22 protein-coding genes and 1 tRNA gene are annotated in these 21,259 nt (G+C 69.4%); 15 read left to right on the top strand and 8 right to left on the bottom strand.

The annotated features are described in order from the left end of the window. Positions 1 to 15: 15 nt before the first annotated feature. The 3 genes from KF910_RS11395 to KF910_RS11385 are packed head-to-tail and all read right to left on the bottom strand — an operon-like array spanning position 16 to position 2,712. On the bottom strand, positions 16 to 1,188 hold the full coding sequence (locus tag KF910_RS11395) for a DegT/DnrJ/EryC1/StrS family aminotransferase (protein ID WP_292262973.1): 1,173 nt from the start codon (positions 1,186 to 1,188) through the stop codon (positions 16 to 18). Next, on the bottom strand, positions 1,182 to 1,808 hold the full coding sequence (locus KF910_RS11390; protein WP_292262971.1) for an acetyltransferase: 627 nt from the start codon (positions 1,806 to 1,808) through the stop codon (positions 1,182 to 1,184). Before KF910_RS11390 ends, KF910_RS11395 begins: the two co-directional genes overlap by 7 nt. A 28-nt stretch (positions 1,809 to 1,836) precedes the next feature. After that, positions 1,837 to 2,712: an isoaspartyl peptidase/L-asparaginase family protein gene (locus KF910_RS11385; RefSeq protein ID WP_292262970.1), complete on the bottom strand. Its 876-nt coding sequence runs from the start codon at positions 2,710 to 2,712 to the stop codon at positions 1,837 to 1,839. Positions 2,713 to 2,822: 110 nt separating this feature from the next. On the opposite strand from KF910_RS11385, the gene KF910_RS11380 reads away from it, so the two are divergent. The 3 genes from KF910_RS11380 to KF910_RS11370 are packed head-to-tail and all read left to right on the top strand — an operon-like array spanning position 2,823 to position 5,316. Beyond that, positions 2,823 to 3,830 carry an NADPH:quinone oxidoreductase family protein gene (locus KF910_RS11380; protein WP_292262968.1) on the top strand — a complete coding sequence of 336 codons (1,008 nt, stop codon included), beginning with the start codon at positions 2,823 to 2,825 and terminating at the stop codon, positions 3,828 to 3,830. Continuing rightward, a complete protein-coding gene (locus tag KF910_RS11375; RefSeq protein WP_292262966.1) occupies positions 3,827 to 4,558 on the top strand; it encodes a 2OG-Fe(II) oxygenase in 732 nt (243 codons plus the stop codon). The genes KF910_RS11380 and KF910_RS11375 overlap by 4 nt, the downstream gene beginning before the upstream one ends. Next, the gene (locus KF910_RS11370; protein ID WP_292262964.1) at positions 4,555 to 5,316 is read left to right on the top strand and encodes a 2OG-Fe(II) oxygenase; all 762 of its coding nucleotides are present in this window, start codon (positions 4,555 to 4,557) and stop codon (positions 5,314 to 5,316) included. The genes KF910_RS11375 and KF910_RS11370 overlap by 4 nt, the downstream gene beginning before the upstream one ends. Here the strand turns inward: KF910_RS11370 and KF910_RS11365 are convergent. Then, complete coding sequence (locus KF910_RS11365) at positions 5,310 to 5,708, bottom strand: YkvA family protein (RefSeq protein WP_292262962.1); 399 nt, start codon at positions 5,706 to 5,708, stop codon at positions 5,310 to 5,312. The genes KF910_RS11370 and KF910_RS11365 overlap by 7 nt on opposite strands. Positions 5,709 to 5,763: 55 nt before the next feature. Between KF910_RS11365 and KF910_RS11360 the strand changes: the two genes are divergently transcribed. Both KF910_RS11360 and KF910_RS11355 read left to right on the top strand, forming a co-directional pair. Beyond that, positions 5,764 to 6,546, top strand: coding sequence for an SDR family oxidoreductase (locus tag KF910_RS11360; RefSeq protein WP_292262960.1), 783 nt, complete (start codon positions 5,764 to 5,766; stop codon positions 6,544 to 6,546). A 143-nt stretch (positions 6,547 to 6,689) separates the two neighbouring features. Next, positions 6,690 to 6,764: transfer RNA gene (locus KF910_RS11355), tRNA-Gly, on the top strand. A 133-nt stretch (positions 6,765 to 6,897) separates the two neighbouring features. On the opposite strand, the gene katG is transcribed toward KF910_RS11355, so the two are convergent. Further along, positions 6,898 to 9,132, bottom strand: a complete 2,235-nt coding sequence (gene katG, locus KF910_RS11350; protein ID WP_292262958.1) for a catalase/peroxidase HPI — start codon at positions 9,130 to 9,132, stop codon at positions 6,898 to 6,900. Between the two features lie 257 nt (positions 9,133 to 9,389). Between katG and KF910_RS11345 the strand changes: the two genes are divergently transcribed. Next, on the top strand, positions 9,390 to 9,947 hold the full coding sequence (locus tag KF910_RS11345; RefSeq protein ID WP_416354704.1) for a peroxiredoxin: 558 nt from the start codon (positions 9,390 to 9,392) through the stop codon (positions 9,945 to 9,947). Positions 9,948 to 10,118: 171 nt separating this feature from the next. Next, entirely contained in the window at positions 10,119 to 10,655 is a 537-nt protein-coding gene (locus KF910_RS11340; protein WP_292262955.1) for a carboxymuconolactone decarboxylase family protein, read from the top strand. A gap of 2 nt (positions 10,656 to 10,657) precedes the next feature. Here the strand turns inward: KF910_RS11340 and KF910_RS11335 are convergent, their stop codons facing one another. Continuing rightward, complete coding sequence (locus tag KF910_RS11335; protein ID WP_292262953.1) at positions 10,658 to 11,179, bottom strand: hypothetical protein; 522 nt, start codon at positions 11,177 to 11,179, stop codon at positions 10,658 to 10,660. Positions 11,180 to 11,225: 46 nt separating this feature from the next. Beyond that, complete coding sequence (locus KF910_RS11330) at positions 11,226 to 12,077, bottom strand: glutamate racemase (RefSeq protein ID WP_292262951.1); 852 nt, start codon at positions 12,075 to 12,077, stop codon at positions 11,226 to 11,228. Positions 12,078 to 12,201: 124 nt separating this feature from the next. Here KF910_RS11330 and KF910_RS11325 point away from each other — a divergent pair, with 124 nt between their 5' ends. After that, positions 12,202 to 14,367: a M3 family metallopeptidase gene (locus tag KF910_RS11325; RefSeq protein ID WP_292262949.1), complete on the top strand. Its 2,166-nt coding sequence runs from the start codon at positions 12,202 to 12,204 to the stop codon at positions 14,365 to 14,367. 92 nt (positions 14,368 to 14,459) lie between these two features. Then, complete coding sequence (locus tag KF910_RS11320) at positions 14,460 to 14,969, top strand: pyridoxamine 5'-phosphate oxidase family protein (RefSeq protein WP_292262947.1); 510 nt, start codon at positions 14,460 to 14,462, stop codon at positions 14,967 to 14,969. Positions 14,970 to 15,033: 64 nt separating this feature from the next. Here KF910_RS11320 and KF910_RS11315 read toward each other — a convergent pair whose 3' ends face one another. Beyond that, positions 15,034 to 15,909, bottom strand: coding sequence for an AraC family transcriptional regulator (locus tag KF910_RS11315; protein ID WP_292262945.1), 876 nt, complete (start codon positions 15,907 to 15,909; stop codon positions 15,034 to 15,036). 116 nt (positions 15,910 to 16,025) lie between these two features. Here KF910_RS11315 and KF910_RS11310 point away from each other — a divergent pair, with 116 nt between their 5' ends. The 6 genes from KF910_RS11310 to KF910_RS11285 all read left to right on the top strand — a co-directional run bounded on the left by KF910_RS11310 (position 16,026) and on the right by KF910_RS11285 (position 20,701). Then, positions 16,026 to 16,373, top strand: coding sequence for an ArsR/SmtB family transcription factor (locus KF910_RS11310; RefSeq protein WP_292262942.1), 348 nt, complete (start codon positions 16,026 to 16,028; stop codon positions 16,371 to 16,373). Beyond that, the gene (locus KF910_RS11305) at positions 16,370 to 16,843 is read left to right on the top strand and encodes an SRPBCC family protein (RefSeq protein WP_292262940.1); all 474 of its coding nucleotides are present in this window, start codon (positions 16,370 to 16,372) and stop codon (positions 16,841 to 16,843) included. Before KF910_RS11310 ends, KF910_RS11305 begins: the two co-directional genes overlap by 4 nt. Further along, positions 16,840 to 17,493 carry a glutathione S-transferase family protein gene (locus KF910_RS11300; protein ID WP_292262938.1) on the top strand — a complete coding sequence of 218 codons (654 nt, stop codon included), beginning with the start codon at positions 16,840 to 16,842 and terminating at the stop codon, positions 17,491 to 17,493. Before KF910_RS11305 ends, KF910_RS11300 begins: the two co-directional genes overlap by 4 nt. Before the next feature lie 13 nt (positions 17,494 to 17,506). Further along, on the top strand, positions 17,507 to 17,800 hold the full coding sequence (locus tag KF910_RS11295) for a DUF167 family protein (RefSeq protein WP_292262936.1): 294 nt from the start codon (positions 17,507 to 17,509) through the stop codon (positions 17,798 to 17,800). A gap of 67 nt (positions 17,801 to 17,867) precedes the next feature. Continuing rightward, positions 17,868 to 19,340, top strand: coding sequence for an amidohydrolase (locus KF910_RS11290; protein ID WP_292262934.1), 1,473 nt, complete (start codon positions 17,868 to 17,870; stop codon positions 19,338 to 19,340). Continuing rightward, positions 19,340 to 20,701, top strand: a complete 1,362-nt coding sequence (locus tag KF910_RS11285; RefSeq protein WP_292262932.1) for an amidohydrolase family protein — start codon at positions 19,340 to 19,342, stop codon at positions 20,699 to 20,701. The genes KF910_RS11290 and KF910_RS11285 overlap by 1 nt, the downstream gene beginning before the upstream one ends. Positions 20,702 to 21,259 lie beyond the last annotated feature (558 nt).

Below are 21,259 nucleotides of genomic sequence, written 5' to 3'. Positions count from 1 at the left end.
CGGGGCCTTTTTCGTTCAGAGGGAGGCCTCGTCCATCACGGCGTTGATGGCGGCGCGGGTCCGGTCGATCTCGGCCTCCGTCAGAGTCGGGTGGACCAGGAAGCACAGGCCGGTCTCTCCCAGGCGCCGCGCCACCGGCAGACGCCCGGCCGGGCGGCCCGCCCCCTCGAAGGCCCGCTCCAGATAGACCTCGGGCGCCGAGCCGTGCAGGCAGGGAACGCCCCGCGCCTGGATCGCCGCGATGATCCCCTCGCGGTCCCAGCCGGGCTTCAGCCTTTCCGGAACCACGAAGGCGTAGGCCCGATACCAGGCCGGCGCCGCATCGGCCGGCGCGGCCGGGACGCGCAGGGCCGGCCATCGGCCGCAGGCCTCCAGGATGCGCGCGGCGTTATCGGCGCGCCGCGCGGTCCAGTCGGCCATCCGGTCCAGCTGGATCAGGCCGATGGCCGCCTGCATCTCCAGCATCCGGGCATTGGTTCCCAGCCGGTCGTGAACCAGGCGCGGACCCGGCGGATGGTCGCGGTCGTGCACCGCCTGCCAGGTCTTGCCGTGGTCCTTCCACGACCAGACGGCGTCCCACAGGTCAGGATCGTCGGTGGTGACCATGCCGCCTTCGCCGCCGGTGGTCATGATCTTGTCCTGGCAGAAGGACCAGGCCGCGATATGCCCCAGGGCGCCGACACTGCGCCCGCGATAGCGCGCGCCATGCGCCTGCGCGCAGTCCTCGATCACCTTGAAGCCGTGCTGGTCGGCCAGGGCCAGGATCGGGTCCATGTCGCACGGCGTCCCGCCCAGGTGGACGCAGATCACCGCCCGCGTGCGCGGCGCTAACACCGCCCGGATCGTCTCGGCCGACAGCCCTTGTGTGTCCGCATCGACATCGGCGAACACCGGCCGGGCGCCGGCCATGGCGATACAGGCGGCCGAGGCGACGAAGGTGCGCGGGGTGGTGATCACCTCGTCCCCCGGCCCGATCTTCAGGGCGGCCAAACAGGCGTCCAGCGCCGCCGTTCCGTTGGACAGGGCGACGGCGTGTTTCGTCCCAACCCAGTCGGCGAACCGGCGCTCGAAGGTGCGGCCCAGCTCTCCCGTCCAGTAGTTGACCCGGTTGGACGCCAGGACCTCGGCGACGGCCCGCGCCTCCTCGGGCGAATAATCAGGCCAGGGCGAAAAGGGGCCGTTCAGCATCCGCCGCCCCGCATCGGTTGCGCGGGAACCCCGACCACCGTCTGTCCCGTCTCCACCGGCCGGATCACCACGGCGCCGGCCCCGACGCGCGCGCCCTCGCCGATCATCAGCCCCTCGCGCACCACGGCGCCCAACCCGATCCAGGCGCGATCCCCGACCGTCACCCCGCCCGCCAGCCGCGCGCCGGGCGCCACATGGACCCCGTCGCCCAGGACGGCGTCATGATCGACGCTGGCGCCCGTATTGACGATCACGGCCCGCCCCAGCCGCGCCCCGGTCCCGACCACCGCCCCGGCCAGGACCACCGTCCCGCCGGCCAGCCGCGCCCGCGGACTGACCCAGGCCGTGGGATGGACCACGCTCGCCAGGGCCGCACCGCGCGCCGCCAGCTTCAGTGTCCGTTCCAGCCTCAGCCCATTGTCCCCGACGGCCGCGACGACCCCGTCGAATTCCGCCAGCCGTGCGAACAGGGCGTCGCTGTCGCCCAGGATCGGCCAGGGATGGTCGCCGGGCGGCGACTGGTCGTCGAACAGGCCCGGCACGGTCCAGCCGGCGGCCTCGGCCGCATCGGCCACGACCCGGCCATGGCCGCCCGCGCCCAGGATCGCCAGTCGCCTCATGCCGTGCGCGCCTCCCTTCGCCTGCGCTTCAACGTCCGAAGACATCGACGCCGATCTGGCCCTCGACCGTCATCCAGGCCCGCTTCATGCCCTGGCTGTTATAGGGGTCGGCGATCTGGCCGTCGGCGTCCAGGGCGATCAGGCCGCCGTCGCCCCCCAGGGCGCCGATCTGATCGACCACGGCCCGCGCCGCCTGGTCCAGCGACGCTCCGGCCGCCACGCGCCAGGCCGTCTGGGCGCAGGCGGCGACGCGGATGAAATATTCGCCCTGGCCGGTGGCCGAGGCCGCCACCCGGTCGTCGGCCCAGACCCCGGCGCCGGGCAGGGGGCTGTCGCCGACCCGCCCGGCCATCTTTCCGAAGACGCCGGCGGTCGAGGTGGCCGCCGCCAGCCGCCCTTCGGTGTCCAGCACGCAGCAGCCGACCGTGCCGTGGGCCAGGGTTCCGGGCGGATGGTTGTCGTCGCCCTGGCCCGCATGGGTGAACCAGGCCGCCTCGTCGCCGATGGCGTCCAGTCCCTGTTCGGCCGCGAACAGGGCCGCGCCCTCGCCGGCCAGCAGGACGTGCGGCGTCTCTTCCATCACCGCGCGCGCCGCCAGGATCGGATTGCGAAAGCCCTGCAGGGCCGCGACGGCGCCAGCGCGGCCATCGGGACCGACCATCAGGCTGGCGTCCAGTTCATAGGCCCCGGCGGCGTTGGGCGAAGCGCCCCGTCCGGAGACATAGAGGCCGGAGTCCTCTAGCATGACCACCGCCTCGACCACGGCGTCGGCGGCGGGCAGGCCGTCCATCAGGCGGGGCTTCATCGTTTCGACCACCTGGCGCATGTGGGCGACCTGGGGGTCATAGTCGACACCCCGCCGGGCCCCGGCGCCGCCGTGCAGGATCAGGGCGGGTCGGCCCATGTCGTCGTCTCCCGAATCGTCCGTTCGGCCTCTTTGCAAACGGACCGGGGCCTGATTAGCGTTCCCCGATCCGGGACGCCATGTCCCCTCTTGCGAACGAGCGGTCCCTCATGCGCGCCATCCTGTCCAAGACCCCCGGCGGTCCCGAAACCCTGGCGCTGGAAGAGGTGCTGGATCCGACGCCCCAGCCGGGCCAGGTGGTGATCGAGGTCAAGGCGGTGGGGATCAACTTCCCCGACACCCTGATCATCGAGGACAAATACCAGTTCAGGCCCGAACGGCCCTTCGCCCCGGGCGCCGAGGTGGCGGGGGTGATCGACGCCCTGGGTGAAGGGGTCAAGGGGCTGAAGAAGGGCGACCGCGTCATCGCCGTGCCCGGCTGGGGCGGCCTGGTCGAACGCATCGCCGTCCCGGCCCAGAGCGTCATCAGGATGCCCGACGCCATGTCGTTCGAAGAGGCCGCCGCCCTGGTGATGACCTATGGCACCAGCTACTACGCCCTGAAGGATCGGGCCCAGCTGAAGCCTGGCGAGACCTTGCTGGTCCTGGGCGCCGCCGGCGGCGTCGGCGCGGCGGCGGTCGAGCTGGGCAAGGCCATGGGCGCGCGGGTCGTGGCCGCCGCCTCGACCAACGAAAAGGTCGAGTTCGCCCTGGACCTGGGAGCCGACAACGGCCTGATCTATCCCACCGGCCCGATGGACAAGGCGGCCCAGAAGACCCTGTCGGGCGAGTTGAAGCTGGCCACCGGCCGGGACGGCGCCGATGTGGTCTATGACGCTGTCGGCGGCGACTACTGCGAGCCGGCGCTCAGGGCCATGGACTGGAACGGCCGCTATCTGGTGGTCGGCTTCCCGGCGGGCATCCCGTCCCTGCCGCTGAACCTGACTCTGTTGAAGTCGGTGTCGGTGATCGGCGTCTTCTGGGGCGCGGCGGTGATGCGCGACCCGGCCGCCCACGCCCAGAACATGGCCGAACTGATGGGCCTTTATGCCGAGGGCCGCATTCGCCCCCGCGTCAGCCGCACCTTCCCGTTCGAACGGGCGGCCGAGGCCATTCAGGCCCTGGGCGACCGCCAGGCCCTGGGCAAGATCGTGGTCACGGTGGACGACCCGGCATGAGCTTCCGCATCGCCCCCGACCTGGACCTGACCGCCGCCGCCGAACGGCTGGCCGGCGCCGGCCGGGTGCGGCTGCATGGGATTCTGGGCCAGGGGTCCGGCGCCGTGCACGCCGCCATGACCGATCCGGCCATGGTCTGGAACCGGGCCATCCGCAATCCCTACAACGCCGACGTGCCGGTCGCGGTGTTCGAGAACGAGCCGTTGGAGGAACAGGCCCGGCTGGTCGGCATGGCGCACCAGGAAGCGACCGACGGCTTCCAGTTCATCTTCGATCGTCTGCGCCTGGGTCAGGCGCGGGGCATGGGGCTGGCTGTGCCCCAGCCCCTCTATGATCTGCACGCCTGGTTCAACGGGCCGGAATGGCTGGACTTCGCCCGGCGGCTGACCGGGGACGACCGCATCGCCTATGCTGACGCCCAGGCCACCCGCTATCTGCCCGGCCACTTCCTGAACGGCCATACGGACGAGCACGAGGGGGCGGGCCGTCTCTACGCCTATGTGCTGAACGTCTCGCCGGTCTGGCGGGCCGAATGGGGCGGTCTTCTGATGTTCATGGACGACCAGGGCCGGGTGACCGAGACCTTCACCCCCCAGTTCGATACCCTGAACGTCTTCCGCGTCCCGGCCCTGCACGCGGTGTCCATGGTCGCGCCCTTCGCCGGGGCGCCGCGCTATTCGATCACCGGCTGGTGGCGCGTCAATCCGCCCGAGGCTGGCCAGCCGTGAGCCGGCCGCTCATCGCCCTGAACCCTGGCCTGGACCGTCCGGCGCTGAAGGCCGCCTTCGCCGAGACCCGGCGCATCCATGTCCCCGCCATACTGACGGCCGCGGCGGCCGAGGCCGTGGCCGAGGCCCTTGAGGCCGAGACGCGCTGGAAGACCACGGTGGCGGCGGGCGGCGCCTTCTTCGAACTGCCCCTGGACGGAACCCGGGCGGCCGATCCGCAGAAACAGGCCTGGCTGGACGAGGCGGCCGTCGACGGCGCCAGCCCCCTGACCCAGTATATCTTCGACAACCGTCGCCTGGGTCCCGAGCACGAGGACGGGCCGCAGGACGCCGCCGACGCCGTCCACGCCTTTCTGAACAGTCCGCCCTTTCTGGACTTCGTCCGCGCCCTGACCGGCGACGATCGCGTCGATCTGGCCGACGCCCAGGCCAGCCGCTATCGCCCCGGCCATGTGCTGACGGCGCACAATGACGTCTCGGCGGGCAAGAACCGGCTTTACGGCTATGTGCTGAATTTCAGCCGCGACTGGCGCGCCGACTGGGGCGGGAACCTGCTGTTCTACGGGCCGGACGGCCATGTCGAGCATGGCTGGGTCCCGGCCTTCAACGCCCTGAACCTGTTCTCGGTGCCGACGCGCCATGCGGTGACCCAGGTGGCCAGCTTCGCGCCGCGTTTCCGCTATTCCATCGTCGGCTGGATCCGCTCGAACCAGACGGTCGGACCGCAGACGCGCGAGGAGGCGCGCCGCGCCTACTGAGCCTTCAGCCGCTCCAGCGCCTGGGCCGCCTGGTCGCGGTGCCGCTTGCGGATATTGGCGCTCAGGGTGGCGATCAGGGCGGCGATCACCGCCGCGTCGTCGGTGAAGCCGATGCCGGCGAAGACATCGGGAATGGCGTCCACCGGCATGACGAAATAGGCCAGGGCCCCCAGCATGATCCCCTTGGCCGCCGTCGGCGTCTCGGGATCGCGCGCGGCGTACCAGACCGCCAGAACCTGGTCGGCGAAGGGGATGCGCGCCGCCGTCCGGCTGATCTTGGGCCAGAAGCCGCGCGAGACCCGCCGCTCGTTGACCCTCTGGACCGAGGGAACCAGGGCCTTTTTCGGATCGATGGCCTCTTGGGCCGGATGGGGTTTGGCTTTGGCGGTCATGGCCGCTAAATCCCGCGACAGACTTCAGGTTCACACAGATATAGGGGCTCCGGCCATGAAACTCGACGGGTCGATCGCGGCGGTGGTGACGGGCGGGGCCTCAGGGCTCGGCGAGGGCACGGCGCGCGCCCTGGCGGCGAAGGGGGTCAAGGTGGCCCTGTTCGACCTGAACGAAGAGCGGGGCGAGGCCATCGCCAAGGAGATCGGCGGCGTCTTCTGCAAGGTCGATGTGACCGACGACGCCTCGGTGGCCGCCGCCTTCGAGAAGGCCCGCGCCACCCATGGTCAGGAGCGTCTTTGCATCAACTGTGCGGGCATCGCCACCGGCATGAAGACCGTCAGCCGCAAGAAGGACACCGGCGAGATCAAGGCCCATGACATGGCCCAGTTCGAGCGCACCATCCGCGTCAACCTGTTCGGAACCTTCCGCGTGGCCAGCCAGTCGGCCGCGGGCATGGTCACCCTGGACCCGATGGACGACGGCGAGCGCGGCCTGATCGTCAATACCGCCAGCGTCGCGGCCCAGGACGGCCAGATCGGCCAGGCGGCCTATTCGGCGTCCAAGGGCGGGGTCTACGCCATGACCCTGCCGATGGCGCGCGACCTGATGAGCGAGGGGGTGCGGGTCAACACCATCCTGCCCGGCATCATGTGGACGCCGATGATGGCCGGCATGGACCAGAAGGTTCAGGACGCCCTGGCCGCCATGATCCCCTTCCCCAAACGCCTGGGCACGCCGGCCGACTATGCGGCCCTGGCCCTGCACCTGGCCGAGAACACCTATATCAACGGCGAATGCATCCGTCTGGACGGCGCGATCCGTCTCGCTCCTCGCTGATCGCCAGCGGCGATCAGCAGGCTTTGTGGCGCTATGCTCGCGACGCGGTCGCTCGCGACTTGAGCGCGATGCGCACAATTTCTTGCGCAGGGGCTTGCAGGGGTCCGCGCGGGTCCGGTATACGCCCGCCCTCGACTGAGAGCGCGGGCGTAGCTCAGGGGTAGAGCATCACCTTGCCAAGGTGAGGGTCGGGCGTTCGAATCGCCTCGCCCGCTCCAGTCGAAGCTCGAAAGGGCCGGCCGCAAGGTCGGCCTTTTGCTTTGACGTCGCGGCGCCTCGACGGCGCTCCCCCCCGGAAACAGAAAAGGCCCGGTCGCAGGACCGGGCCTTTCCGTTGGGCGTCAACCTCGATCAGGCGGCCTTTCGGGCCTGTCGCGGCAGGTCGTAGCGGTCGGCGTTCATCACCTTGACCCAGGCGCGGACAAAGTCGGCGACGAATTTGTCGCCCGCGTCCGCCGAGGCGTAGACCTCGGCCAGTGCCCGCAACTGGGAGTTGGAGCCGAACACCAGGTCGGTGCGGGTCGCCGTCCAGAGTTCCTCGCCAGTGATGCGGTCGGAGCCCAGGAAGACCTCGTCGCCCCGGTCATCGACCTCCTTCCAGCCGGTCTTCATGTCCAGCAGGTTGACGAAAAAGTCGTTGGTCAGCTGGCCCGGGCGATCGGTCAGGACCCCATGGGTCGAGCCGCCGTGGTTGGCGCCCATGACGCGCAGACCGCCGACCAGCACCGTCATCTCCGGCGCCGTCAGCCCCAGCAGCTGGGCGCGATCAACCAGCAGCTCCTCGGTCGGTACATTGAAGCGCACGGACAGATAGTTGCGGAAGCCGTCAGCCTTGGGCTCCAGCACCGAGAAGCCGTCGATGTCGGTCTGTTCCTGGCTGGCGTCGGTCCGGCCGGGGGTGAAGGGAACCTCGATCGACCGCCCGGCGGCCCGGGCGGCCTGCTCCACCCCGACCGAACCGCCCAGGACGATCAGGTCGGCGATGGAGACATTCAGGCCCGAGGCCGCCTTGATGTCCTCATAGACCTTCATCACCCGCGCCAGGCGTTTGGGCTCATTGACCTCCCAGCTGCGCTGGGGCTCCAGCCGCAGCCGTCCGCCGTTGGCGCCGCCCCGGTGGTCCGACCCGCGATAGGTGACGGCGGCGGCCCAGGCGGTGGAAACCAGTTCGGCGACCGTCAGGCCGGAGGCGGCGATCCGGTCCTTCAGCGCCCGGATGTCGCCGGCGCCGATCAGCGGCCCCTGGTGCGGCGGGATCGGGTCCTGCCAGATCAGATCCTCGCCCGGAACCTCGGGACCCAGGTAGCGGGCCTTGGGGCCCATGTCGCGGTGGCACAGCTTGAACCAGGCGCGGGCGAAGGCGTCGGCGAAATAGGCCGGGTCGGCGCGGAATTTCTCCATGACGGCGCGGAAGCCCGGATCGACCTTCAGCGCCATGTCCGCGGTGGTCATCATGGTCGGGACGCGTTTGCCCGGCGTATGGGCCGCCGGCGCCTGGGTGTCGGCCGGATTGCCCACCGGCTGCCATTGCTTGGCCCCGGCCGGGCTTCGGACCAGTTCGTATTCGTGGTCCAGCAGCATGTCGAAGAAGGTCATGTCCCAGGTCGTGGGCGTGGGGGTCCAGGCGCCCTCAAGGCCCGAGGTGATGGCGTGGTCGCCGACCCCGCTCTCGTGGCCCGACTGCCAGCCCAGGCCCTGCTGGGCGATATCGGCGCCTTCGGGCGCGGAGCCGACCTTGGACGCGTCGCCCGCCCCGTGGGCCTTGCCGAAGGTGTGGCCGCCGGCGGTCAGGGCCGCCGTTTCCTCATCGGTCATGCCCATGCGCGAGAAGGTCTCGCGGATGTCGCGGGCCGACTGCAGGGCATCGGGAATGCCGCCCGGACCTTCCGGGTTCACATAGATCAATCCCATCTGGATGGCGGCCAGGGGGCTTTCCAGGACCATGCCCTTGTCGGGCTGGATACGGGTCTCGTTACCTTCCTGGCCGACCCACTGTTCCTCGGTGCCCCAGTAGACGTCCTTTTCCGGCTCCCAGACGTCGGCCCGGCCGCCGCCGAAGCCGAACACCGGTCCGCCCATCGATTCGATGGCGACATTGCCCGCCAGGATCATCAGGTCGGCCCAGCTGATCGCCGCGCCGTATTTCTGCTTGATCGGCCACAGCAGGCGGCGCGCCTTGTCCAGGTTGCCGTTGTCCGGCCAGGAGTTCAGTGGGGCGAACCGCTGCTGGCCCGCGCCGGCCCCGCCGCGGCCGTCGCCGATGCGATAGGTGCCGGCGCTGTGCCAGGCCATGCGGATGAAGAAGGGGCCGTAGTGGCCGTAGTCCGCCGGCCACCACGGCTGGCTGTCGGTCATCAGGTCGCGCAGGTCGCGCTTTAGCCCGTCATAGTCCAGCGAGCGGAAGGCTTCGGCATAGTCGAAGTCGTCACCCATCGGGTCGCCGGTCTTGCCCTGCTGATGCAGGATGTCCATCGACAGGTGGTTGGGCCACCAGTCGCGATTGGTCCGGCCCAGCAGCGAGCGCAGGGCTGCGGGTTCCTTACGGGGGTCGTTGAGGGGCGAGGGGCCGCCGGCGTTTCCGTCCATATGACTGATCTCTCTTGCTGGGGATCGAGAGAATGAGCCTATGCCGGGCAGCCCTAAAGGCAAATCGATAAACTTTGGATTTGGCAACAATATTATTTATGAAGATCGAGCACCGACAGCGCCCCGGATTCCATAAGATAAGTTTATGGAAATGCGACGTTCGGCCTATTTGACTTCGCAGTTGCGAAGGGCCATTTGCCATCGGGCGGCAGGCTCCCCCCTCCGCACCATTCCGTATCGAGACCATGGAGATCCACATGCTGGGCGTCGGCCAGATTCTGCCTGACTTCAAGATCATCGGCGTCAAGCCGGGCTTCAACAGCCACGAAGAGAACGGCCAGTCGGCCTTCGAGGCCGTCACCAAGGACAGTTTCCCCGGCAAGTGGAAGGTCATCTTCTTCTATCCGAAGGACTTCACCTTCGTCTGCCCGACCGAGATCGCCGAATTCGCCCGTCTGGGCCGCGACTTCGAGGACCGCGACACCGTCGTCCTGGGCGGCTCGACCGACAATGAGTTCACCAAGCTGGCCTGGCGCCGCGACCACGCCGACCTGGACAAGCTGCCGATCTGGCAGTTCGCCGACAACGGCGGCAAATTCGCCCGCGACCTGGGCATCCTGGACGAGGCCGAGGGCGTCGCCCTGCGCGCCACCTTCGTCGTGGACCCGCACAATGTGGTCCAGCACGTCTATGTGACCAACCTGAACGTGGGCCGCGCCCCGGCCGACACCCTGCGCGTCATCGACGCCCTGCAGACCGACGAACTGTGCGCCTGCAACCGCCCGGTCGGCGGCGAGACCCTGATGGCCGCCTGAGGCGCCCGCCAGGATCGACATCGAGGAGCGGCGGCGGGCCTCGCCGCCGCTCTTTACTTTTTTACCCTCAACACGGCCTCATGCGGCGCACGTGGCGGGAGCGGTAGGCCCAAACGGCCTCAAGCAGCGAACGCCCGCGGCGTGAGCGGTAGGCCCAACCAAGGAAACACCATGTCCATCGACGCCCTGCGCGACCTGATCCCGTCCTACGCCAAGGACATCTCCCTGAACCTGTCGTCCCTGGCCGGCGAGACGGTGCTGAACGACCAGCAGAAGTGGGGCTGTTTCCTGGCTTCGGCCCATGCGGTCGGGACCCCCGCCGTGGTGCGCCAGATCGAGACCGCGGCTTCAGCCGCCGGCCTGTCGCCCGAAGCCGCCGACGCGGCCCGCGCCGCCGCCGCGATCATGGGCATGAACAACATTTACTACCGCTCGCTGCACCTGATGAAGAACCAGGAATACGCCACCCTGCCGGCCCGGCTGCGGATGAACGTCATCGCCAATCCCGGCGTGGACAAGTTGGATTTCGAACTGTGGTGCACGGCGGTCTCGGCCATCAACGGCTGCGGCGCCTGCCTGGACGCCCACGAAGGCGAGTTGCGCAAGCACGGCGTGGCCAACACCCAGATCCAGGCCGCCCTGCGCATCGGCGCCGTGGTTCATGCCGCGTCGAAGGTCGTGGCCTCGTCCGAGGTCCTGGCGGGCTGAGTTCAGGCGCCGGGCGCCGCGCCATATTCCAGAAAATGCATCCAGCGCTGGAAGCCGGCGCCCATCACCCCATCGACCGCGTCGGCCAGGGCCCCCAGGCCCGGCCCCTCGACCACGAAGGTCCAGGTCGGCGTCCAGCCCCGGCTGGCCGGCGGCCAGGTGACCGTCAGCTCGGCTTTCGTCGCCTTGCCGCGCAGGGGACCAAAGGGGGCGTCGAAGGTGATGTGATCCTCGGCGACCTCGACCGTGCGGCCGTGGTCGAAGGCCGGATTGTCGGGCAGCGTCTCGCACCAGCAACCGCCGGGCGACAGGTCGAGGCTGAGATTGGCGGCGTCGCCGGAATAGGTATGGGAGGCCTGCCACCACTGCGGCAGGGCCTGAAACGCGCCGGGAATGTCGGCGGGGTCGATCTCGGCCTCGACCGCGAATTTCAGGGTGAAGCCGTTCTCGCCGCGGGCAACCACCTCGGCGTCGGCAGACGTGGCCGCCAGCACGGCGGCCGCGGCCAGAAAATAGCGGATCATTGGACAGCGCCTCCGGGGCGTATGAGCGCCGGCCGAAGGCTGCTCGTCAAGCCGCGGAGAAGGTCAGGGGCGCGCCCCAGAACTGGCTGACCCGGTCGGTCTGGGGGCCGGGAGTTCCGGTGGTCAGGAAGTCGCGCCGGCCGCCGGCGCCCAGATCATATTCCGGATGGCGCGCGAAATAGCGGTCCAGGGCGTCGGCCACGGCGGTCGGCTGGTGGATCACCGGCGTGCCTTCGGGCAGGGCGTCCGCGAACAGGTCGGCGACGATCTGATAGTGGGTGCAGCCCAGGATGGCCTTGTCCGGATGACGGCCGATGCGGCGGCGCAGGGCGTCGACATGTTCGTCGACCACAACCTTCAGCTCCTCGGTCGTGGCGCCCAGTTCGATCAGACCCGCCAGGCCGGGGCAGGCCTCGGAAAAGACCGCCAGGTCCTCGCGCCGCTTGTCGATCTCGATCTCATAGACCCGGCTCATGGCCGTGGCGGCGGTGCAGAAGACCCCGGTCACCTCGATCGCCTCGATCTTCTCGCCGGACCGGTCGGCCTCATAGGTCCAGGGCAGGCCGGTCGCCGCCTCTATGGTCGGCACGATGATGCCCAGGACGTTCAGCGGCCGGCCGAAACGCTCGCGCGCCTGGGGCGCCCAGGTCTGCTGCAGCCGGCGCAGGGCGATGGCGCTGGCGGTGTTGCAGGCCAGGACGATGACCGAGGCGCCGGCCTCGAACAGCCGCTCGCATCCTTCGCGCGTCAGGTCGACGATCTCCTCCCCGCCACGCCCGCCATAGGGAGCGTTGGCCTGGTCGGCCAGATAGACGAAGTCCCGGTCGGGAAACCGTCGGGTCAGTTCGCGGTGGACCGTCAGTCCGCCCACGCCGGAGTCGAAAACGCCTATCGCCATGGCGTGGGGCTTTAGAGAGGTCGGCCCTCCGGTTCAATCGCCGTGCGACATCGGCGCCTCGGTGACGGCGCGACCGCACGGCGCTAGGGTAGTCCGAAAGCCCCGCTGTTCGAAGGATCCGCCCATGCATCGTCGCCACCTCCTGATCGCGGGCGGAAGCCTGTTCGCCCTGACCGGCTGCGCCACGGCCGGAGCCGAGACCGGCGGCTGGGGCGGGGGCGACATGTTGGCAGCCCAGGCGGCCGAAGCCCGCGCCGTCCTGCCGGCACAGACGCCGCGGGCCGAACTGCTGCAGCCCTGGACCGGCCCCTATGGCGGGGTTCCGCCCTGGGACCGGGTGACGGCGGCCAAGCTGCGCGAGGCCATCGTGGAAGGCATCGAGTTGCAACGGGCCGAGATCGCCGCCATCGCCGACAATCCGGCGCCGGCGACCTTCGCCAACACCCTGGTGGCCCTGCAGATGGCGGGCGAGCCGCTGGACCGGGCCCGGGCCCTGTTCGGGGTCATGACCTCCAACATCGGGTCGGACGACTATCAGGCGGTCGACCGCGAGGTCTCGCCCCTGCTGGCCGCCGCCGGCGACGAGATCAACTTCAACGCCCGGCTGTTCGAACGCGTCCGCCAGGTGGCCGACAACGCCGCCGCCATGGGACTGAACGCCGAACAGGCCCGGCTGGCCACGCGCCGCCGCGACGCCTTCATCCGCAACGGCGCCGCCCTGGACGCCGCCGGCAAGGCCGAGCTGGGCCGCATCAACACCGCCCTGTCCCACGCCTTCACCAGCTTCGGCCAGAAGGTGGTGGCGGACGAGAACGCCTGGATTCTGGTCGCCGACCAGGGCCGTCTGGCGGGCGTGCCGGACGATGTGAAGGCCGCCGCGGCCGGCGCCGCACGCCGCCGCAACCTGCAGGGCTGGGCCATCGTCAACACCCGCTCCAGCGTCGATCCGGTGCTGAGCTTCGCCGACGACCGCGCCCTGCGCGAAGACGTCTGGCGCAAATTCGTCAACCGCGGCGACAACGGCGACGCCAACGACACCAACGCCGTGATCGCGGAGATCGTGGCACTGCGCGCCCAGCGGGCCCGTCTGCTGGGCTTCGCCAACCACGCCGAGTGGCGGATGCAGGACACCATGGCCCGGACCCCGGCCGCGGCCATGGATCTGATGAACCGCGTCTGGGCGCCGGCCAAGGCGCGGGTCGCCGAGGAGGTGGCCGACATGCGCGCCATCGCCGGGTTCGATATCGAACCCTGGGACTACCTCTATTTCGCCGAGAAGGTCCGCAAGGCCAAATACGATCTCGATCAGAACGAGCTGAAGCCGTATTTCGAGCTGAACAACGTGCGCGCCGGCAGCTTCTACATGGCCGAGCGGCTGTACGGCTTCACCTTCGAGAAGCTGGCGCCTGGGACCGTGCCGGTCTTCCATCCCGACGTCGTTGTCTATGAGGTCAAGGATCACGGTCGCCACGCCGGGCTCTATTACGCCGACGACTACGCCCGCGCCGGCAAGCGGTCGGGCGCCTGGAAGACGACCTATCGCTCGCACTCGACTTACGACGGCGACGAGAACGTGCTGGCTTCCAACAACAACAACTTCATCAAGGCCGAGGACGGACCGGTCCTGATCTCGCTGGACGACGCCGAGACCCTGTTCCACGAATTCGGCCACGCCCTGCACTCCTTCGCGTCAAAGGTCGTCTATCCGGCCCTGGACGGCACGCCGCGCGACTATGTCGAATATCCGTCGCAGGTGCACGAGCACTGGGTGCTGTCGCGGCCCATCCTGGACGGCTTCATGAAGCATGTCGGGACGGGCCGGCCGATGTCCCAGGCCCTGGTCGACAAGATCGAAGCGGCCGCCACCTTCAACCAGGGCTATGCGACGGTCAGCTATCTGTCCTCGGCCCTGGTGGACATGGACCTGCACACCCGCGCGACCCCGCCGACCGACATCGACGCCTTCGAACGCGAAAGCCTGGCCCGATACGGCATGCCGAAGGAGATCGTGATGCGGCACCGCCTGCCGCAGTTCAATCACCTGTTCACGTCCGACAGCTATTCGGCGGGCTATTATTCCTACCTTTGGTCCGAGGTGATGGACGCCGACACCTGGGCCTATTTCGAGGAGTCCGGGGACGTCTTCAATCCGGACATCGCCGGCCGCTACAAGGCCATCATCCTGGCCGAGGGCAATTCGTCCGATCGGGCCGAAGCCTATCGCCGGTTCCGGGGCCGCGACCCGGACGTGGCGGCCCTGCTGAAGGTGCGGGGCTTCCCCACGAGCTGAGGCCTTTGCACGCGGCGGGGCGCCGGCGACGGAACCCCGCCCGCCGTCTCGTGGTTTGACCGGGCGAACCCGAGCCGCGAGGAGAGATCGACATGGGCGACAAGACCCTGACGGCCGCCGAGGCCGAAAAAGCCTTCTGGGACAGTCTGAAGAGTTCCAACACCGGCCTTTTGGGCCTGGACCAGCCCGGCTATCACGCCCAGCCCATGACCGCCTTCCGCGAGGCGGAGACCGGGACCATCTGGTTCTTCACCCGCGACGACGCCGACCTGGCCCGTGACGCGGCCGTCGGTTCGGGCCAGAGCGCGATGTTCCACTATGGATCCAAGGACCAGAAGGTCTGGGCCTGCATCCACGGCGACCTGTCGGTGCACGGCCACGACCGGACGATCATCGACCGCCACTGGAACCCGGTCCTGGCCGCCTGGTATCCGAACGGCAAGGACGATCCCCATCTGACCATCCTGCGGTTCGACGCCGGGGACGGCCGGGTCTGGGTCAGCGACGGCGGCCTGCTGAAATTCGCCTTCGAGATCGCCAAGGCCAACATCACCAGGACCCTGCCCGACGCGGGCGGTGTGACCGACGTCAACCTTCAGTAACGGCCGCCAAGGGACGGGGGCGCGTCGCCGGTTTTCGCGCCCTCTCTGTCTCCACCAACCAGCCTCACTTCAACGGCAGGAAAAGCTCCGCCGCGGTCCCCAGTTCGGGCTCGTCCAGGAAGAAGCGCTGGCAGTAGATGGGGAAGTCCCGCATCTCCTCGCCGCTGGACGGCAGCCAGTCGCGATACAGATAGAGGGCCGCCGGCTCCAGATTATGGGTGTCGCCGGTTACGCGCAGGACCGCACAGCGCCCGCCGGGGATCAGCCCGGCCCGGACCGTTTCGTCGTCGTCCTCGATCCGGTCGCCCTCGCCCAGCCCAATGCACAGATCCATGCGGTAGTCCGCCGGGTTCGCCGGACGGCGCTCGGAATGCCAGATGTTGAAGGTCGGGTGGGTGCGAGGCGAGAAACCGGCGGCCTTTCGCCAGGCGATGAACCTCTGGATGGTGGCCTCCAGGGTCGCCGGATCGCCATGGTGTTCGAAGACGGCGACGCGGGTGGCGGCGACCTCGCGCAAGGCGACCTGATCGGGCATGAAGGTGGTGGGCATGAGCCGGCTCCTGGCGCTGTTGAAGGGCTGAAGGGCGCGCAGCCACGGCGCCCAGTCGGGGGATTTGCGAAAGTCCGACGGCGACTGGTCGAACCGCTGGCGGAAGGCGCGGGCGAAGGCGTCGGGCGTCTCGTAGCCGGCCTCCAGGGCGATGTCGGTGATCCTGGCCCCTTCGCCGGCCAGCCGTTTTGAGGCCCGCCTCAGGCGCGCCAGCTGGACATAGCGATGCAGGGAGACGCCGAAGGTCGCCGTGAACTGGCGATGGAAATGGAATTTGGAAAAGGCCGCGACGCCGCTGACCGCGTCCAGGTCCAGATCGCCATCCAGATGCTGGTCGATATGGTCCAGCGCCCTCTTCATCCGCGCCTGGTATCGGTCGATCGCCGTCATCATCCTCATCCGCCCGTGGTTTCCCCAGACTGCCGCATGGCGCGGTCGCGCGCTCGACCGATCTTGCTGAGATCCAGGCCTTGACCGCCAGGGCGTCCGTGTAGATACTTAAGTCAATGCTACAGTATCAACCCGCGCCCCTCGACCTCGCCTTCCAGGCCCTGTCCGATCCCGGACGGCGCGCCATGGTCGAGCGGTTGAGCCAGGGTCCGGCCTCGGTCAGCGATCTGGCCCGGCCCCTGCCCATGACCCTGTCGGCCGTGGCCCAGCATCTGAAGGTGCTGGAGGCGGCGGGGTTGGTGCGGAGCGAAAAAGTCGGCCGGGTGCGCACCTGCGCCCTGGAAATCCAGGCCATGACCCAGGTCGAGCGCTGGATCGCCGAACGCAAGCGCTTCTGGGAGCAGCAGTACGACCAGCTCGAGGCCTATCTGGCCAAGACCGATCCGGAGGAGACCCAGACGTGACCGTTACATACGCCACCTTCACCATCGAGCGGGTGCTGAAGGCCCCGCCCGCGCGGGTCTTCGCCGCCTACAGCAGTCTTGAAGCCAAGATGGCCTGGTTCAAGGCGCCCAGCGACATCGTGACCCTGAGCCGGGATTTCGACTTCCGCGTCGGCGGCAAGGAGCGGTTTCACGCCCGCTGGCCCAGCGGCATGGAGTCCGACTTCCAGGCCGTCTATCACGACATCATCCAGAACGAGCGGATCGTGCTGGTCTATGACCTGTTCCACGACGCCGAAAAGCTGTCGGTCTCACTGCAGACGATCGAACTGCGGCCCGAAGGGACGGGAACCCGCCTGCTTCACACCGAGCAGGGCGTCTATTTCAGCGGCGGGCAGGAGGCGGTCCAGGGCCGCGAACACGGCACCGCCTGGCATGTCGACAACCTGGTCGCCCTGATCGAAGGGCATGAGCCGAGGGCCATGTCATGACCCTCGAACTGTTCGCCCATCCCTTCTCCTCCTATTGCCAGAAGGCGCTGATCGCCTTCTATGAAAACGACATCCCCTTCACCTACCGTATGCTGGAAGACCCGGGAGTGGCCGAGGAGCTGGCCGCCCTGTGGCCGATGAAGCGGTTTCCGATCCTGCGCGAGAGGGACCGTGTGGTGCTGGAGGCCACCAGCATCATCGAATACCTGCAGGTCCGTCATCCGGGGCCGACGCGCCTGATCCCCGATGATCCCGACCTGGCCGTTGAGGTGCGGATGATGGATCGGGTGTTCGACAACTATGTCATGACGCCCCAGGGCAAATTCGTCTTCGACGCCCTGCGCCCGGCCGACCGCCGCGACCCGCACGGCGTCGAGGAGGCCGGCCGGATGCTGGACACGATCTACGCCTGGCTGGACCAGCGGATGAAGGACCGGACCTGGGCGGCGGGCGAGACCTTCACCCTGGCCGACTGCGCCGCGGCGCCGTCCCTGTTCTACGCCGACTGGACCCATGGAATCCCCGAGCGGTTCGAGGCCCTGTCGGCCTATCGCGCCCGGCTGCTGCGACGGCCGTCCTTCGCCCGGGCGGTGGAGGAGGCGCGGCCGTTCCGCGCCTATTTCCCGCTCGGCGCCCCGGACCGGGACTAGGAGCGGGGGCGCGATGGCCGATCTCTTCGTCAAGCTGCAGCCCGGCGCCTCGGCCGACCGGATCGAGGGCTGGGAAACCGATCCCGAAGGCCGGCCGGTGCTGAAGGTTCGGGTGCGGGCCCGGCCGGTCGATGGGGCGGCGAACGCGGCCCTGGTGCGATTGCTGGCGCTGGCGCTGGGCGTGGCCCGGTCCAGCGTGACCCTGGAGCGCGGCGGCCAGTCGCGGCTGAAGCGGCTGTCCATCGCGGGACTGGACGATGTCGAGACGAAGCGGCGTTTGGACGCGCCGGACGCTGCGGGCGATTGACGGCGGGGCCCGCGCCCTCTTCTATCCCTGCGCCGTGCGCCGGCCTGGCGCGAGGGGGAGGCTTTCCATGCGATCACACCGCCTGACCGGCGCCAGCCTGGCCGTGCTTTCGGCCCTGGCCCTGTCCGCCTGCGCCACGACCGGTTCGACCGGCGACGCTTCGTCGTCCACGCCGCGCCAGCGCGAGGCCCTGGCTCCAGGCCTGGACTATGCGGCCAATCCCGACCCCTATCCCTCGACCTACGCCCCCCTGCCGACCGAGAACATGGCCATCGTGGGCGCGACGGTCCTGACCGGGGCGGGCGCAAGGATCGACAACGGCGTCGTGGTAGTCACCGACGGCCGCATCGCCGCCGTCGGCGGGGCCGATACGCCGGTCCCGGCCGGCCACAAGGTGGTGGACGCCCGCGGCCGCTTCGTCACCCCCGGCGTCATCGACGCCCACAGCCACCTGGGGGTCTATCCCTCGCCCGGCGTGATGGGGATGAGCGACGGCAACGAAGCCACCAGCCCCAACACCGCCCAGGTCTGGGCCGAACACAGCCTTTGGCCCCAGGATCCCGGCTTCAACACCGCCCGCGCCGGCGGGGTGACGACCCTTCAGATCCTGCCCGGCTCGGCCAATCTGTTCGGCGGGCGTGGCGTGACGGTGCGCAACGTGCCGTCGGTGACCATGCAGGGGATGAAATTCCCCGGCGCCCCCTATGGGCTGAAGATGGCCTGTGGCGAGAACCCCAGCCGCGTCTATGGCAGCCGCAACCAGAGCCCGGCCACCGGCATGGGCAATATGGCCGGCTATCGCGCCGCCTTCATCGCCGCCCGCGACTACAAGGCCAAGTGGGACAAATGGCGCGAGACCGGCGAGGGCAGCCCGCCGACCCGCAACCTGCAGAACGAGACCCTGGCCGGCGTGCTGGACGGTTCGATCCTGATCCAGAACCACTGCTACCGCGCCGACGAAATGGCCATGATGATCGATCTGGCCAAGGAGTTCGGCTATCGCGTCACCGCCTTCCACCATGCGATCGAGGCCTACAAGATCGCCCCGATGCTGGCCCGCGAGGGCATCTGCGCCGACATGTGGACCGGCTGGTGGGGCTTCAAGATGGAAGCCCTGGACGCCATCGAGGCCAACGCCGCCATCGTCGACGCCCAGCCCAACAGCTGCGCCGTCATCCATTCGGACGACGCCCAGCTGACCCAGAGGCTGAACCAGGAGGCCGCCGCCGCCGTGGCCGCCGGGCGCCGCATGGGGATGGACATCCCCGAGGAACGGGCCATCGCCTGGATCACCCTGAACCCGGCGCGGTCCCTGGGCATCGCCGACCAGACCGGCAGCCTGGAGACCGGCAAGCGCGCCGACCTGGTGATCTGGAGCGCCAGCCCCTTCAGCATCTACGCCCGCGCCGATCAGGTCTTCATCGACGGCGCCCTGACCTTCGACCGCATGAACCCCGCCTATCAGCCGGTGTCCGATTTCGAACTGGGCCAGCCCGGCTTCGGCATGCCCGCCGCCACCGTCGATCAGGGAGCCCGCTGATGCGTCTCAACAGCCTCATCCTCGGCGCCGCCCTTCCCGCGATTCTTGGCGCCCTTGCCCTGGCCGCCCCCGCCGGCGCCCAGTCCCTGACGGCCGTGACCGGAGGCCGGGTCCTGACCGGGACCTCGGTGATCGAGAACGGCACGGTGGTGATCCAGAACGGCCGCGTCGTCTCGGTCGGAACCGGTCCGGCCCCGTCCGGCGCCCGGGTCATCGACGCCCACGGCAAGACAGTGACCCCGGGCTTCGTCGTGGTCGATTCCGGCCTGGGCGGATCCGAGATCGGTTCGGTGCGCGGATCGGACGACCTGAGCAACAGCGCCAACTCCATCTCGGCCTCGTTCGACGTCTCCTATGGGCTGGATCCCTGGTCGATCACCCTGCCGGTGGCGCGACTGGGCGGGGTGACCCGCGCCGTGGTGACGCCCAGCCATGCGGGCGGGGGCGGCGGCGCCCACGCCCATGACGACAGCGACTTCGCCGGGGTCGGCCACGCCGGCCTGCAGTCGCCCGGCCTGTTCGCGGGCCAGGCGGCGATCATCGACCTGGCGCAGGACGACGACATCCTGGTCCAGCCGCGCGTGGCCATGGTGGCCCCGTTCGGCGAGGCCGGGGCCGGTATCGCCGGCGGCGCCCGCGGGGCCCAGTTCGTCCAGTTCAAGGAGACCCTGGCCGAGGTGCGGCTGTATGCCCGCAACCGCGCCGCCTACGACCGGGCGGCCCTGCGCGATCTCAGCCTGTCGCGCGCCGACCTGGAGGCCCTGATCCCGGTGGTCGAGGGTCGGATGCCCCTGATCGTCACCGTGCGCCGCGCCGCCGACATCCGCCAGGTCCTGCGCCTGGCCCGCGAGGAGGGGGTCAGGATCATCCTGGACGGCGCCGAGGAGGGCTGGATGGTGGCCGAGGAGATCGCCGCCGCGCGGGTTCCGGTGCTGCTGGACGTGACCAACAACCTGCCCTCCAACCTGGAGATGCGGGGCGCGCGGATGCAGAACGCGGCCGCCCTGGACGCCGCCGGGGTGGTGATCGCCATCAAGGGCTCGGAAGGCTCGACCCACCGGGCGCGGGAACAGCGCTACAACGCCGGCAACGCCGTCTCGCACGGCCTGCCCTACGCCGCCGCCATCCGCGCCATCACGGTGAACCCGGCGCGCATCTTCGGCATGGAGGGCCGGTTCGGCGAACTGCGCCCCGGCGCGGCGGCCGACCTGGTGATCTGGTCCGGCGACCCGCTGGAGCCGCTGAGCCAGGCCGAACAGGTCATCATCGACGGCCAGGACCAGCCGATGACCAGCCGCCAGTTCCTGCTGCGCGACCGCTACGCCCGCCCCGGAACCCTGCCCCCGGCCTACGGGCGGTAGGGACGGGCCCGTCTCCTCCCTGTCGCGCAGCGATGGGGAGGTGGATCGGCGGCGACAACCGACGAGGCGGAGGGGGTCTGTTCGTCGCGTGGCCCAAGAGCCCCTCCGTTGCCCCATCGTCCTTCTCCCCTTGCGGGAGAAGGTGGGCGGCGGAGCCGCTCGGATGAGGGGGCGGCCCGACCCATCCCCATCGTCCGACGACCCTCGCGCGGACCCAGCCCCCTCATCCGTCATGCGCTGCATGACACCTTCTCCCCCCGAGGGGAGAAGGATGTTTGCGCCCTATGCTCGCGACGCGGTCGCTCGCGGCTTGAGGGCAATGGCCTGCCCTAGGCTCGCCGCGCGGCGGCTCGCGGCTTGAGGGCGGAATTGGCGGCGCCTCCGCCAGCGGATGCTGCGAAGTTCGGGAAGGCGGCGGAGCGTCGGGCCTTCGCCCGGCTGGGTTGGGCATTCGATGCCGTGTTCGGCGAGAGGTCTGACGCTCCGCACGGAGGGTTTCCACGAGCTCGGGGCGGGCGCCGATCTTTTCGGCTACTCCCGGTGGCCCGCGGCGGGCGG

The organism is Brevundimonas sp., assembly GCF_019636155.1.
In the GTDB taxonomy this organism is placed as follows: domain Bacteria; phylum Pseudomonadota; class Alphaproteobacteria; order Caulobacterales; family Caulobacteraceae; genus Brevundimonas.
The sequence above is the reverse complement of the archived record's forward strand: the minus strand, read 5'-3'. Positions and strand labels throughout refer to the sequence as shown.

Excerpts from the sequence above, each read along its gene's own strand:
- KF910_RS11330 (WP_292262951.1), bottom strand. The coding sequence starts at position 12,077 with ATGGCGATAGGCGTTTTCGACTCCGGCGTGGGCGGACTGACGGTCCAC.
- KF910_RS11390 (WP_292262971.1), bottom strand. The coding sequence starts at position 1,808 with ATGAGGCGACTGGCGATCCTGGGCGCGGGCGGCCATGGCCGGGTCGTG.
- KF910_RS11320 (WP_292262947.1), top strand. The coding sequence starts at position 14,460 with ATGGGCGACAAGACCCTGACGGCCGCCGAGGCCGAAAAAGCCTTCTGG.
- KF910_RS11340 (WP_292262955.1), top strand. The coding sequence starts at position 10,119 with ATGTCCATCGACGCCCTGCGCGACCTGATCCCGTCCTACGCCAAGGAC.
- KF910_RS11325 (WP_292262949.1), top strand. The coding sequence starts at position 12,202 with ATGCATCGTCGCCACCTCCTGATCGCGGGCGGAAGCCTGTTCGCCCTG.
- KF910_RS11295 (WP_292262936.1), top strand. The coding sequence starts at position 17,507 with ATGGCCGATCTCTTCGTCAAGCTGCAGCCCGGCGCCTCGGCCGACCGG.
- katG (WP_292262958.1), bottom strand. The coding sequence starts at position 9,132 with ATGGACGGAAACGCCGGCGGCCCCTCGCCCCTCAACGACCCCCGTAAG.
- KF910_RS11375 (WP_292262966.1), top strand. The coding sequence starts at position 3,827 with ATGAGCTTCCGCATCGCCCCCGACCTGGACCTGACCGCCGCCGCCGAA.
- KF910_RS11290 (WP_292262934.1), top strand. The coding sequence starts at position 17,868 with ATGCGATCACACCGCCTGACCGGCGCCAGCCTGGCCGTGCTTTCGGCC.
- KF910_RS11285 (WP_292262932.1), top strand. The coding sequence starts at position 19,340 with ATGCGTCTCAACAGCCTCATCCTCGGCGCCGCCCTTCCCGCGATTCTT.
- KF910_RS11300 (WP_292262938.1), top strand. The coding sequence starts at position 16,840 with ATGACCCTCGAACTGTTCGCCCATCCCTTCTCCTCCTATTGCCAGAAG.
- KF910_RS11360 (WP_292262960.1), top strand. The coding sequence starts at position 5,764 with ATGAAACTCGACGGGTCGATCGCGGCGGTGGTGACGGGCGGGGCCTCA.
- KF910_RS11365 (WP_292262962.1), bottom strand. The coding sequence starts at position 5,708 with ATGACCGCCAAAGCCAAACCCCATCCGGCCCAAGAGGCCATCGATCCG.
- KF910_RS11345 (WP_416354704.1), top strand. The coding sequence starts at position 9,390 with ATGCTGGGCGTCGGCCAGATTCTGCCTGACTTCAAGATCATCGGCGTC.
- KF910_RS11385 (WP_292262970.1), bottom strand. The coding sequence starts at position 2,712 with ATGGGCCGACCCGCCCTGATCCTGCACGGCGGCGCCGGGGCCCGGCGG.
- KF910_RS11380 (WP_292262968.1), top strand. The coding sequence starts at position 2,823 with ATGCGCGCCATCCTGTCCAAGACCCCCGGCGGTCCCGAAACCCTGGCG.
- KF910_RS11335 (WP_292262953.1), bottom strand. The coding sequence starts at position 11,179 with ATGATCCGCTATTTTCTGGCCGCGGCCGCCGTGCTGGCGGCCACGTCT.
- KF910_RS11395 (WP_292262973.1), bottom strand. The coding sequence starts at position 1,188 with ATGCTGAACGGCCCCTTTTCGCCCTGGCCTGATTATTCGCCCGAGGAG.
- KF910_RS11315 (WP_292262945.1), bottom strand. The coding sequence starts at position 15,909 with ATGACGGCGATCGACCGATACCAGGCGCGGATGAAGAGGGCGCTGGAC.
- KF910_RS11310 (WP_292262942.1), top strand. The coding sequence starts at position 16,026 with ATGCTACAGTATCAACCCGCGCCCCTCGACCTCGCCTTCCAGGCCCTG.